Annotated in this window: 13 protein-coding genes and 1 other RNA gene; 6 read left to right on the plus strand and 8 right to left on the minus strand. The window is 43.9% G+C overall.

Going from position 1 to position 12,926, the window contains the following annotated elements; genetic code table 11:
* Positions 1-392 precede the first annotated feature (392 nt).
* From QM629_RS04210 to QM629_RS04220, 3 genes are all read left to right on the plus strand, one after another.
* Positions 393-884: a BON domain-containing protein gene (locus QM629_RS04210; RefSeq protein ID WP_415157511.1), complete on the plus strand. Its 492-nt coding sequence runs from the start codon at positions 393-395 to the stop codon at positions 882-884.
* A 10-nt stretch (positions 885-894) separates the two neighbouring features.
* Positions 895-1,263: a LysM peptidoglycan-binding domain-containing protein gene (locus QM629_RS04215; protein ID WP_415157513.1), complete on the plus strand. Its 369-nt coding sequence runs from the start codon at positions 895-897 to the stop codon at positions 1,261-1,263.
* A gap of 139 nt (positions 1,264-1,402) precedes the next feature.
* On the plus strand, positions 1,403-1,966 hold the full coding sequence (locus QM629_RS04220) for an NADPH-dependent FMN reductase (RefSeq protein WP_415157515.1): 564 nt from the start codon (positions 1,403-1,405) through the stop codon (positions 1,964-1,966).
* A gap of 8 nt (positions 1,967-1,974) precedes the next feature.
* On the opposite strand, the gene QM629_RS04225 is transcribed toward QM629_RS04220, so the two are convergent.
* The gene (locus QM629_RS04225) at positions 1,975-2,277 is read right to left on the minus strand and encodes a Crp/Fnr family transcriptional regulator (protein WP_415157517.1); all 303 of its coding nucleotides are present in this window, start codon (positions 2,275-2,277) and stop codon (positions 1,975-1,977) included.
* Complete coding sequence (locus QM629_RS04230; protein WP_415157519.1) at positions 2,261-2,659, minus strand: cyclic nucleotide-binding domain-containing protein; 399 nt, start codon at positions 2,657-2,659, stop codon at positions 2,261-2,263. The genes QM629_RS04225 and QM629_RS04230 overlap by 17 nt, the downstream gene beginning before the upstream one ends.
* A gap of 104 nt (positions 2,660-2,763) precedes the next feature.
* On the opposite strand from QM629_RS04230, the gene QM629_RS04235 reads away from it, so the two are divergent.
* The gene (locus QM629_RS04235) at positions 2,764-3,903 is read left to right on the plus strand and encodes a trans-sulfuration enzyme family protein (protein WP_415157521.1); all 1,140 of its coding nucleotides are present in this window, start codon (positions 2,764-2,766) and stop codon (positions 3,901-3,903) included.
* A gap of 99 nt (positions 3,904-4,002) precedes the next feature.
* Here QM629_RS04235 and QM629_RS04240 read toward each other — a convergent pair whose 3' ends face one another.
* The 4 genes from QM629_RS04240 to QM629_RS04255 all read right to left on the minus strand — a co-directional run bounded on the left by QM629_RS04240 (position 4,003) and on the right by QM629_RS04255 (position 8,119).
* Positions 4,003-6,489 (minus strand): M14 family metallopeptidase, encoded by a 2,487-nt coding sequence (locus tag QM629_RS04240; protein ID WP_415157523.1) that lies wholly within the window; start codon positions 6,487-6,489, stop codon positions 4,003-4,005.
* 204 nt (positions 6,490-6,693) lie between these two features.
* Positions 6,694-7,044: RNase P RNA component class A (rnpB, locus tag QM629_RS04245), an RNA gene on the minus strand.
* A 104-nt stretch (positions 7,045-7,148) separates the two neighbouring features.
* Positions 7,149-7,907 carry a UDP-2,3-diacylglucosamine diphosphatase gene (locus tag QM629_RS04250; RefSeq protein WP_415157525.1) on the minus strand — a complete coding sequence of 253 codons (759 nt, stop codon included), beginning with the start codon at positions 7,905-7,907 and terminating at the stop codon, positions 7,149-7,151.
* 35 nt (positions 7,908-7,942) lie between these two features.
* Positions 7,943-8,119 carry a hypothetical protein gene (locus tag QM629_RS04255; protein WP_415157527.1) on the minus strand — a complete coding sequence of 59 codons (177 nt, stop codon included), beginning with the start codon at positions 8,117-8,119 and terminating at the stop codon, positions 7,943-7,945.
* A 239-nt stretch (positions 8,120-8,358) separates the two neighbouring features.
* On the opposite strand from QM629_RS04255, the gene QM629_RS04260 reads away from it, so the two are divergent.
* Positions 8,359-9,012, plus strand: a complete 654-nt coding sequence (locus tag QM629_RS04260) for a MerR family transcriptional regulator (RefSeq protein ID WP_415157529.1) — start codon at positions 8,359-8,361, stop codon at positions 9,010-9,012.
* Positions 9,009-9,548 carry a TlpA family protein disulfide reductase gene (locus QM629_RS04265; protein WP_415157531.1) on the plus strand — a complete coding sequence of 180 codons (540 nt, stop codon included), beginning with the start codon at positions 9,009-9,011 and terminating at the stop codon, positions 9,546-9,548. Before QM629_RS04260 ends, QM629_RS04265 begins: the two co-directional genes overlap by 4 nt.
* Before the next feature lie 141 nt (positions 9,549-9,689).
* Here the strand turns inward: QM629_RS04265 and QM629_RS04270 are convergent, their stop codons facing one another.
* Both QM629_RS04270 and ccsA read right to left on the minus strand, forming a co-directional pair.
* Positions 9,690-10,385 carry a DUF4294 domain-containing protein gene (locus QM629_RS04270; protein WP_415157533.1) on the minus strand — a complete coding sequence of 232 codons (696 nt, stop codon included), beginning with the start codon at positions 10,383-10,385 and terminating at the stop codon, positions 9,690-9,692.
* A 63-nt stretch (positions 10,386-10,448) separates the two neighbouring features.
* Positions 10,449-12,899, minus strand: a complete 2,451-nt coding sequence (gene ccsA, locus QM629_RS04275) for a cytochrome c biogenesis protein CcsA (RefSeq protein WP_415157535.1) — start codon at positions 12,897-12,899, stop codon at positions 10,449-10,451.
* Between the last annotated feature and the right edge of the window lie 27 nt (positions 12,900-12,926).

Genomic DNA, 12,926 nt, shown 5'->3' on the forward strand with positions numbered 1-12,926 from the left:
ATATTTTCTCTTGGGCTAAAGCCCTTTATGGGCCTGCTTTTTACTAACCCCAGGCTTAAGCCCGGGGTTATATATCTGAAACCCTTGCACAATGGGCTTTAGCCCAAGTTATCCGGACAATAATGTATTTTAATATTGAATTGATAAGGTTCCCGCATTTAATGCCTGCGGCTCTTTTTCCGGAAGATATAATGCAGCAGTGCTGTTTACAAACCGTTATAAGCATTACGTTATTCCGGGGAAACGGCAAGATTATATATGACAGTGCAGGCCCTATGAGGGAGCCGCCGGGGATACTCTGGCATGATTTTTAAAAGGTTTATTCCGGATTGCCATTAATAACACTTTCTATCAACAATTGTGCTCGTAATTTTTAACTTCAAAATCTCATTATGAAAAATTTAAAGTTCAGGTGGCCTGCATTGGTTATGGCCGCAGGTATTTTATTTGCATCGTGCAGCCCTAAAGATGCCGACATACAAAAGGCTGTAAACGATAAGCTTGCTGAAAACCCGGGCTATACCGGCATCACAGCCACTGTGGCCGATGGCGTGGTAACGCTTACAGGCAGTTGCGAAACAGATGGCTGCGATGCATCCGCAACAGATGCAGTTAAGCCGGTAAAGGGTGTAAAAGAAGTAAAAAGCACGGTTACCGTTACGCCGCCAACCCCGCCAACGGCCACCGTTCAAATATCGCCGGACGATTCTTTAAAAACCGCAGTGGATGGCGTTATCTCCGGTTATAATGGCGTTACAGCAGCTATCAACGATGGCATTGTTACGCTTACCGGCAAAATTAAAAGGACCGACCTGCAGGCATTAATGATAAAGCTGCATGCGCTTAAACCCAAAAAAATAGACAATAAATTAACCATTGAATAAAACCTACACTATGGCATTACAGGATAAATATAATGAACTGATAACCGCAGCCCAAACAGCAGGCGTAACAGGCCTGCAGGTGAGGGAGCAGGATAATGTTTTATACATAGATGGCAAGGCGCCATCAGAGGCTGTGAAGAAACAGTTATGGGATATTTATAATAAAATTGATCCCGACTACCGCGCAGGCGATCTGGTTTTAAATATTACAACCGATGAAGCTGCCGCGGAAGAATATGAAGTGCAGCCTGGCGATAACCTTTCAAAAATCGGTAAGCAGTTTGGCGTAAGCTGGCAGAAAATTTATGAAGCCAATAAAGATGTGATCTCGAACCCTGACCTTATTAAGCCGGGTTGGAAACTGAAGATACCCCATTAAAATAAAAGCCGTTTCTATTATGAAGCGGCTTTTTGTTTACTGCAACATTATTATAAGAATATTCACCATGCAGGCATACATATACTATTTTTAACGCGGGAATAAAAAATATATAAACCGGTTTAAAATATAAAACAATATGCATACAATAAAAATCATCACTTCAACAACAAGAAAAGGAAGAAAGGGGATTGCTATTGCCAACTGGATGTTTGAATTTGCCCGCCGGGCCAATATCTTCAATGTAGAACTATTGGATCTTGCTGAAATAAATTTACCGTTAATGGATGAGCCCAATCATCCGCGCCTGCAGCAATATGTGCATGAGCATACAAAGAAATGGAGCGCACAGATACAGTCAGCAGACGGCTTTATCATTGTGTTGGGAGAATACAATTTTGGGTTTCCTGCTCCTGTAAAAAATGCACTTGATTATTTATTTAATGAATGGAAATATAAACCTGCCGGGATTGTAAGTTATGGCGGGATTTCAGGCGGCTTGCGGGCAACTCAAATGCTGAAGCAGGTTCTTACAACGCTTAATATGATGCCGCTTCCCGGCCAGGTAAGTATCCCGTTCTTTACAAAATATATTAATGATGAAGAACTGTTTGTGCCGGATGAAGCAATTATAAAATCTGCAGAAGCCATGATTAAAGAATTAAACCGGTGGACAGATGCATTAAAAACAATGCGTGTGTAATATGCATGCTACATCTTCGAATATGCTTCAGGCTTTGAAGGCTTCAGTATTTTCACCCTTTTTCCTGCATAACGAATGATTTTTTGTTTTACAAATTCATCAGTTATCCTGAAAAATGTTTCGTAGATAGTGCCTGCAAAGGAAGCTGTATCCTGCCGGGTAAGCACTACAGTAATAAACCCTTCTTCATCTGCGCCAAACTTTTTTTGCAGCATTAAGAACGTATCAGCTATGCGGCCCCTTACATCCATCAGGGCAAGGTCGCGTATCCTTTTTTCCGCATCCTGCAGTTCATCAGCATAAAATATCATTAGCTGCAGGGCAGGGATTTACCTGTACAGAGCGCAGGAAGAAGCTGCGCTCTATAAAACAGGCGGTTGCATCTTCCAGTGCAGTGGCTGTAACAGGGTAAACGGTATCATTGCCCAATCCTCTGTGGCCTATTACATCGCCTGCTTTTGCAAAACGAATTACCATTTGCCGGTCTTCACCCCACGATTTATGCACTTTTAATTTGCCTTCCTCCAAAAAAAATATGCCTTTTACCGCATCGCCTTCCTTAAATAGTTGTTCTCCTTTTTTTATACGCAGCGTTGTTTTAAACTGCTCTATCGAAGGCATCCATTCTTTCAGGCAATACCTGCATAAAAAACAAATTTCCGGATTACAACTGCTGTTGTTCTTCTCATTCATGGCTCAATAACAAAGAAAATTTTACAGGGCATTAATAGCTTAAAATATTACCTACAATATTTAATCAGGTACACGCTTTCGATTATACTTGATTAGTTTTGGACATGAAAAATTTTGATACAGGCTGTGTTCATCCGCTTAAAAGCGAATTATACAACAGTGCAGTTACTGCGGGCATTCAGCCTGCCGTTTCGTATGAATATATAGGCCACGACAACCTGCAATACCCTGGTTTTTATTCAACCTATAACCAGCAAAGGCTGGGGCAGATTATCTGTAACATGGAACAGGGCACCTGGGGTATGGTCTTCAGCTCCGGCATGGCGGCTATAAGCACTGCCATACTTAGTTTTTTGAATAACGGAGCGCACATTATTTTCTCAAAAGACCTGTATGGCGGCACTTTAAAATTCGCTAATGAAGAATTGCCAAAGCGCGGCATTGCATGCAGCTTTGCGGGAGATGTTGAAGGCTTTAAAAATCTTATCCGCAGCAATACGAAGATCATGTATATAGAAACGCCATCCAATCCCTTATTAAACATACTTCCGCTTGAAGAAATTGCCGATGTTGCAAAAACAAATAATATTATTACTATTATAGACAACACATTTGCTTCCCCCATTAATCAATTACCGCTTTTGCACGGGTTTGATATTGTGGTGCATAGCGGAACGAAATATCTGGGTGGCCATAACGACCTGCCTTACGGTGCATTGGTTTCAGGCAGCCATGATAATAAAGAAGTGATCTTTGATACGGCCAAAATGTATGGCGGCTCATTAACGCCGTATGAATGCTACCTGGCCGAAAGAAGCCTGAAAACACTGTCGCTGCGCATAAAAAAACAAAACGGGAATGCATTCGTTATAGCTGAATATTTAAAAGGCCATGCCAGCGTGGAAAGCGTGTATTATCCCGGGCTAAGCGCACATCCGCAGCATAATATAGCTAAACAGCAGATGAGCGGCTTTGGCGGCATGTTGTCATTTGAATTAAAAACGGGGGTTGAAAGCATTACTGCATTTCAGCAAAAGCTTCAACTGGTAAGGCCTGCATTAAGCCTTGGCGGCGTGGAAAGCCTTATGTGCGCGCCGGCGGTTACTTCGCACCGGTATCTTTCAAAAGAAGAGCGCCTTGCCATTGGCATAAAAGATAACCTCTTAAGGCTGTCTGTGGGCATTGAAGATGCAAATGATATAATAGAAGATATGCAGCAGGCTATGCGGCAGGTTTCTTTATAAGTTTACAGTTCACCCATTATTTTACAGCTTCTTAAACCAGGTGCAGCTTTTTTATTTTTCACCATTGCCACAAGGTTAAGGAAAACCGCCGGCATCCGGTTAATTGCCGGCTAAGAACACGGCATTGGCAAAAAGCATTTTTCCGTTTTGCCAAAACTGGCGGAATAAGATATCATCATTAAAAAAAATAATATCGCCGCGGCCAACATGTTTTTCGCCAATGGCGACACCCTGCTTCAGTTTCGATTTTAATTTGCTGCCCACAAAGCCTGCCACATAAGCATCTGAAGGGAATATGCCTATATTCCAGCCGCCCTTGATTGACCCGTAAACCCGGGCGTCCTGTTTTAGCGTATAGTAAAAACCAGGATACCCGTACGCTACAGGATGCGTATTATCTAACTGTACCTTATAAATAGCGCCGGGAATGAACGACGTAAGAAAATCGCGCTCTGAAGCGCCGTAACTTTTTTGTATAATGCTGTCTGAAGACTGCGCTGTGTCTTCTATGAGCTTTAAGCCGCTCCAGCCGAGACCAGCCAATTTTTCAGCGCCGCTTTCCGTAGCAATAAGCTTACCGCCACCCTTTACAAAGTCTTCCAGCTTTGATGCGTTTGCTTTATCATCAAACACGTCATAACCGCCATCGGGCATGATCAAAACATCATAGCCGGAAAGATTGATCTCACCAATATCTTCTGCCATTAACTGGGTTACCGGATAATTCAATTCATTATCAAAATAACTCCATACTTCACCCGCAGCTATATGCGAAACATTTTTACCGGTAAGCAGGGCCACCTTCGGCGCTTTTATAAAATGCACATCGGATGAACCGAAATCAGCGCCGGCATCCATAAAGCCTGTTTGCACCGTATAAGGCTGCACATTCCAGGCGCTGCAGGCGGCATTCACTGCGTCAAGCCAGTTTGGCTGGTTATTACCTTTTAAAACGATAAGCGTGCCTTTATTAAAAACCTTTCCATTGTACGTAAAATCATCCCCGGAGTAACGTACATGTATGCCTTGCAATAACAAAGCAGCCAGCACTTTTGATGCATTGATGGAACTATATGGAATGAGCACGCCATAATTGCTTTGCACCGGCGTAACCGCTGTTGGCAATGTGTAAGCGCCTAATGAAACCCTGTCTTTTGTGGCCCATGCGTTCACCCCAAAAACATAAGGAATGCTCCATGCAGTAATATCGTACGTGGCAGAATCAACCAGCTTGCTTTCTTTTTCAAACAGCACTTTTACCATGCGCCCCCTGGGCTGCAGGGTATTTACCGCAATTTGATAACCCGCATTCTTAAACGCTTCTGTTTTATTATCGAAATAATTATAACCGATGAAGGCTGCATTGGCTATGCCATAACTGATGCCGTTATTATCAAGCAGCTTTCTTACTGCCTCAATTTTATTCTGGTCTGATGAAGTAAGCACATACGTTACATTCTCCAGGTCAACGCCATTCCTGTTATTGTCAAAATATTTTTTAAATTCAGCAACGAGCTGCTTTGCATTGTTTGAAGCCACTTCAATGGTTGACAGGCTTGTTGTGTAGTGATGCATGAGCCTGTCGGTTAATGTAAGTGTATCGCCACTTCTTGTTTTTACGCCGAGGCCGGCGCCAATGCCGCCCTGCTCATACGTCATGCCAATAGCGCCATTGTAGATAGGATAAGTGTCGCCATAAGAAGGATAGAACAGATCGAATATCTGCCTGGTGAAATACAGCCAGCCGTTGGTATCAAAATACCTTGCATTGTTCTTGCCAACCGTTACCTGGAAATCTCTTTGCCATTGCGTAACCACTTCGTGAAAGGGTTGTGCTGCAGGCGCAAAATAGTAAGGTGCATTATACCCCTGTTCATGCAGGTCCACATGCACTTCAGGCAGCCACTGGTTATACAATTTTACTTTCTGCTGCGATTCAATTTGCGTTTGCCATGCCCAATCGCGGTTAAGATCGAAATTGTAATGATTGGTTCTGCCATAAGGCCAGGGCTCATCATGTTCACGGCTTTGCGGGTCGGCATTAAAATGTTTGCCTGCTGCGTTGTTATACCAGTTTATATAGCGGTCGCGGCCATCAGGGTTTTGTATCGGATCAATGATCACCACCACGTGCTGCAGCCATTCTTTTGTTTGCGTGTTGGATGGATCCGCCAGCGCATATAAAACTTTCATGGCCGCTTCGCTGCCGGAAGGCTCGTTGCCATGCACATTGTAGCTAAGCCAAACTATAGCGGGCATATTTACATCGGCAGGCGTATTGTCTTTCAGCATACCGGCAAGCCTCAGGTTATTCTGCCTTATGTTTTCCAGGTTCCCGATGTTTTGTGCGGAAGAAATAAAGGCCACCATTAAATCGCGGCCTTCGTTTGTTTGGCCGTATTTAAGTGTTTTAACGGTTGAGGGCGAAGCCTGTGCAACTGCATTACAATAACTGTCTATTTTATAGCAGGGCGTGAAATGATCGCCCGGTTCATAGCCCAAAAATTGTTGCGGCGAAGGAATGTTTTGAGCAGAAAGAAGATGGGTTGCAAGAAGCAGTAAGCAAACAGGAATGATTCTTTTCATGGGAAATCCAGGTGAGTTAAATAGCATGGTTATTTGAAAGTTTGGTTTTTGTGTATTTTAAATTTTAATCATCGCTGCCATAACCTGACAGGTGAATATAATGCTATATGAAGTTACATGAAACGCCCATGCAAAATATTTTTCTCACAGGGAAATGTCTGCCGGTGAGGAAGGTACACCAGTATGTCGCCCGGCGGCCTTTAAAAAACTACAAACCCCGTAAGCCGGATTCTGTTTTAAGCTATCATTTATCTGTGCTGCCTACCCTGAAGCAGAGCGGGCCGCCCTACAGCTTCTTTACGTGGCATTGCAGCGCCCAAGGTTTACCCTTCTGTTGCATTGCTGCAACAGAACGTGAGCCTTTACCTCACATTTTCACCGTAGCCTTGCCGGTTCCCTTTCCTCTGGAGAGGGCCGGGATGAGGCTGTTATTTTCTGTGGCACTTTCTCTTTTCCCCGCCTATAGGGAAAGCCATGTTTAACACATGGTGGGCTGCCCTGTGCTGTCCGGACTTTCCTTCCCGATAAGATCGGGACGATAGCCCGGGTTTGTAGTGTTGCAAAATTACGAAGAAGTGCCGCAGCGCCAGCAGCGATATATGATTCTCTGTTTACGCTTTTGCTCCGTGCGAAAAACTACCGGAAGGCTTTGCTGGAAATTAATCTTCCCATTTTTTTAATTCAACCGCATTGCCATCGAATACAGCATAGGTAAAATGCGTTATCCAGTCACCGAGATTAATGTATTCGGCACTATCGTTAAGCTTAATGGTTAAAGGTAAATGGCGGTGGCCAAAAATGAAATAGTCGAAATGCTCTTTTGCCAGCACTTCCCTGCAAAAAACAACCAGCCATTCATTGTCCTCACCCAAAAAAACCGCATCGGCTGAGCCTGTTTTCTGCCGGCTTTTCCTGCTGAAATAATTGGCCAGGTTCATGCCCCGGGTGGGATGCAACTGACCGAACAGCCACTGGCAGCATTTATTCCTGAAGATTTTTTTCAGGAATTTATAGCCGTGATCGCCGGGCCCCAGGCCATCGCCATGGCCCACAAAAAACTTCCTGTTATTCCAGGTAAAAGTTCGCGGCTCAAAATAAACGGGTATGTTCAGTTCGGTTTGAAAATAATCCCGCATCCACATGTCGTGATTGCCTGCAAACAGCATAACGGGAATACCGCTGTCAGTAATCTCTGCAAGTTTGCCGAGCAGCCGCACGAAATGCTTGGGAACAACGGTTTTGTATTCATACCAGAAATCAAATACATCGCCGTCAATAATAATTACTGCTGCATCACGCCGCACGCTTTCTAAAAAAGCAACAATCTTTTTTTCCCTAACCAGGCTTGAGGCAAAATCAGGCGCGCCCAGATGGAAATCGGAGAGAAAATAAATTTTTTTACCGGGCGACAGATCCATTAAAAATTAAACATTATATGGAAATAAATGAAAGCTTAATCTAAAAAGTCTTCCTCTTCTTTTTTGCTGTGTTTGGCAAAGGCTTTTTCAATGGCGCCGCCAAACATAGGGAATTTGCTTTTCGCAAAATCTTTCACAATCGTTATAGCCTGCCATGCCTGTTTCTCGGTAAGGCCGGCTTCCTGTATGAGTTTATCAATGAGTTCCTGCATATTTTTTATTTCGAATGGCAGCAAATTTAATTCCTGAAAAACAAATCGTTTATCTTTTAACAGCAAAGAGAAATCCGTGATAAGCCTCTGGCGCCGCAAACCCCTACCTTTTTGATTACGGGAAAGAAAATTTATTTTAAATTTATGCGTTATAAAGAGGCTGATTTATCAGAAAGCGCACGATTATCCCTCCATTGTTTTTTAACACAAGCCATTTAAACATTTGTAGTTTTACAAACATGCAACAATTAGATCTGTTTAATAACAACAACGACAAGATTGCTGTTATCCGCCCCAAGAGGCAACCGCAAAAGAAAGCCGTTGAGGCAAATGCGCCTGCTGAAGAACAGGCAGAAGAAAAACCTGCCGCCACGAAGATTGTTAAAGTGCCAATACCTGCACAGGCCGAACAATGCAAAGAAGATACCGGCCTTACAGGAAAAGCCAAATCTGTTCAACTGATAAAACCGCTTTCCAGGAAAGCAGAACAACCTTCAAAGCGCGGGCGCAAATCTTTAAAGGAAATAAACCTTGATGTTGCATTGCTGGATATTCCTGCAGATGAGGTATTGTTTCAAAAACAGTATTATTCCATAAGCGAAGTGGCGCAATGGTTTAATATGAAGCCATCGTTATTACGGTTTTGGGAAAATGAATTCGATATTCTCAAGCCGCGAAAGAACAAAAAAGGCGACCGCCTTTTCAGGCCGGAAGATGTAAAAAACCTGCGCCTCATTTATTACCTGCTGCGGCAGCAGAAATACTCTGTGGAAGGCGCCAGGCAATATTTAAAAGACAACCAGAAGAAGGCAGCCATGCAGGTGCAGTTAGTGGAAAGCTTAACAAAATTCCGTTCCTTTCTTTTGGAATTGCGTGCTAATTTAGGCGCATGAAAAAAGTTATCCTGTCTTTATTCAGCCTGGCTATAATCTTTACAGGCAGCGCCCAGCAGGTAGCTACGGCGCCCCCGTCCTTTCATGCTTACGAGGTAAGTTATGATACTAAGAACAGGAAAGTTTTAAGAGGCCTGATCTCCCGTGATGATATTGAAAACGATACAGCCTTTACGTGGTTCAAAAAGAACTATAACCTCGGCAGGCCGGATACCGATGCAGTGGCCGCTTTTAAACGGCATGCCGGCGATTTTACCATGCTGATCTTCGGTGGTACCTGGTGCCCCGACACCCAAAATCTTTTACCGGAGTTTTACCGCCTCGCAGACGCTGCAGGCTATGCCGACAGCAATATTGCTGTTATTGGCGTTGACCATAATAAAACCACACTGGACAATCTTGAAAAAATATTTAATGTTACCAATGTGCCCACATTTATCGTAATAAAAAATGGCAGAGAGGCCGGCCGTGTGGTGGAATACGGGGAAAGCGGCGAAGCAATGAAAGAGTTGGGAAAAATTGTAGAGGGATTATAGTTAGTGGTAAAATTAGTTACGCTTGTTTGACCTCACCCTAAATCCCTCTCCAAAGGAGAGGGACTTTACAAACGTTCCTTAAGTAAACGACATTGAATATTCAATAATCATTTTTTCAGAGCTGCGAACTGTCAACTGCGACTATCCCCGCCTCACGCCATACATTCTTTCCACATCCTGTACAATCATTTCCATGTCACGGTCCGGGCCGGCGGGATCATAATTCTGGCGAAGGTTTGAGCCAAAGATCAGGGCAACCGTTTGCCAGAAACCTGCATTGAATTTTCCTTTATAATCTTCAATTATCTCATAACAGTTATTGCCTGTCTGGCGGTAGATCAGCTTCATTAAAACCCTGCCCTGATAAACAGAAAGCTTTGTAAGCTTGTCAGCGAATTCTTTTTTCAGTTCTTTTTCACGGGACATGATAATTTCCCTGCGTTTCTTTTTGTCGTTCACATTCGCCAGTTGCGCATTAATCTCGTTCATCACCTTTGAAGCCCTGATGGCATAAGGGTATGTTACATATACCGCATTGCGCAAACGTGTCCATTCAGCCTGGCGCTTACGCTGGGCCTGGGTCATTTTGGCAAAAACATATTCATCTTCAAGCCAGGAGCAGGGAATGGTATCGCCATTGGGCTCTACGCAGGCCAGCACCAGTATGGTATCGTTTATACCGATATTGGCACGGTTTACAAAATGCGGCGGCGGCCCGGGGGGTGGGCCTGGCGGTGGAGGGGGCGGTTGAGCCTGGGCAAAACCATGCAACACAAAACCTGTGCATAGCAACCATGCAAACAGGCGGAATACCCGTGTATATTTTTTTGTGCGCATAATGTAAATATAGAACGATTGCCCGTACTTTATGCTGCATGGTAAATGAAAGTAACCTTTTTATTAAGCCTTATTTATGAGTTCGGTCGTTTTAAGACCGGTGCGCACCCTTTGCACTATGCTCATAACAAAACCGGCCACCATAATGATAATACCTATCCACAGCAGGCTTACAAACGGAAAAAGGTAAACCTTTAGTGTGATGATGTCCTGAACACTCTGGTCTTCTTTTATGCCCAGCTCAATTTTACCGGCAGCGGGATCAGTCAGCTTATTAAATTTAATGATGAGGCTTTGGGCAATTACCGTATCGGGTATCTGGCGAAGCTGGTTGTCTTTTAAAGCAATTTCCGGCATGGCTTTATAATACATACCGTCTTTTGAAATCACCGTCATGTTCATGCCGATGCCCACTTCTCCCGGCAGCAGTTTTTGTTTAAGTGAATCCGGTTCTTTCACCACGCCGTTCATTACAATAATGCCGTTTGAATAAAAAGCGGAATCGCCGGGTTTCATTTCAATGGGTTTAAACTGGCTGGTATCGTCCTGCCTGCCATCCTGCGCAGCAGAAACTGATACATAAATGTCCCGGTCGAAGTAATGTTTAGTATCGGGATTGGCGGAACGGCCTTCTATGCCTTTATTATTATTGATCAGGTCGGGATAGATATTAAAATTATACCTGCCATCTTTGCTCACAAAATTCACCTCAAAATACCTTTTATGGTTTGAATTATTCAGGGTATCGCGCAAGTAGGTAACATCATACTTACCCATGTCGGTTTTTATACCTTTGAATAACGTAACATTTTCCTGCGGATCGTAGTCCTTCGACTTGGGTAGCAAAGCAATCCCCGTTGTATTTTGACTGAGGATAGTTTGCCTGCTCGAAGAAATTAATATCCCTACCAACGCCAGCCCAAAACCGATATGCGCCACCGAAGCGCCGGCCGATTTCGTCTTTCCTTTCAAACCTATCCATATATACGCCGCATTCGCCACCACCGAATACACTGCAGCAAACATGGCCACATGAATGGCCACCATAAAACCAGCACCTTTTTCGGTATAATTAATATTGCCGATAAAGCTGATGCACAGGCTGATGATCAGGGCAATCACCGTTGGAACGGCTATCTTTTTATAAAAAGTTTTTGCATCGGTGTTCCTGTATTTAAAATACTGGGTTGCCGCAGTAAGAATACCGATGATGATGGCAATGAATATCTGTACCTGGTTATACGAAAACAGGGTGTCTTCCGGCATGGCCACATTGGTGCCAAATACTTTATTGTAAACAGGAATGGAAGTTTTGGCTATAATGATGATGGCGGCTAAAAACAATACCAAAGCGCCTATAAACATCCAGAACTCGCGGCTGTAAGTGCTTTCTTCTTTTTTTATGGCGGGCATTGATTTGCTTCTGTAGAAAAACAAAACCATGGCAGGAATAAAAAACACGAGTACAAAACCAACAAGCTGGGTTGTCATATCCCGTTCGGTGAAAGCATGCACCGACGTATCGCCCAAAATACCACTGCGCGTTAAGAAGGTGGAATACAATACCAGGCAAAAAGAAAGTATAAAGAAGATATAAGTGCTTTTAAGGGAATAGCCGCTGCTTTTATAAACGATGCCGGTATGCAAACCGGCTATCATTACCAGCCAGGGTACCAGCGATGCATTTTCCACGGGGTCCCAGGCCCAGTAACCGCCAAAATTCAACGCTTCATACGCCCAGGCGGCGCCCATCATGATGCCTGTGCCCAGCACAGCGCCGGAAAATGCCGCCCAGGGAATGGAGGCTTTAACCCAGGTATGGTCATTCTTCATCAACCCGCCCATTGCATAAGCAAAAGGCACTACGGTGGAAGCAAAACCCAGAAAAAGAATGGGCGGATGTATCACCATCCAGTAATTCTGCAGGGCGGAATTGAGATCATTGCCTTCGAAGATTCTTGGGAACTGCAGGTAATCGGGATTTTGAAAAAGCACCGGCGCAGGTAATTCATGCCTTAACAGCGCAAAAGGGTTGCTGCCAATTTTCAGGCTGCCGACATAAATGCCCAGCAGCATGGTTGAAATGCAGAACTGTGCAAAACTTACCACCGTCATTACCGGGGCTTCCCATTTTTTGCTGCGCCATATTAAAATCCAGCCGAGCAGGCAATGCCAGGTGTTCCAGAGCATGAAGCTGCCCTCCTGCCCTTCCCAGAAGCTGGCGAACAAATATTTTTTTTCCAGGCTGCGCGATGAATGGTTCCAGGAATAATAATATTCATGATAGTGATTGGCAATAATAAGGTACATCAGCAGGAAAATGCCCAGCACACTTATGGTTTCTATGGCAAAAGCGAGTCGGCCAAATTTTATCCAGCCACGCTGTTCGTCCAATAATTTATTTCGGGAAGCTTTCCAGTAGGCAATAGTGGCTATAAGCGAAGCGACGAAAGAAAGGACTGCTAAAAAATGCCCAAGCTCACCATAAAAAAGATGCTCATCGTTGTATTTCATTTACCAGAAGTGATTTATTACCGGATT

It is taken from the genome of Parafilimonas sp. (genome assembly GCF_047606085.1).
Lineage (GTDB): Bacteria > Bacteroidota > Bacteroidia > Chitinophagales > Chitinophagaceae > Parafilimonas.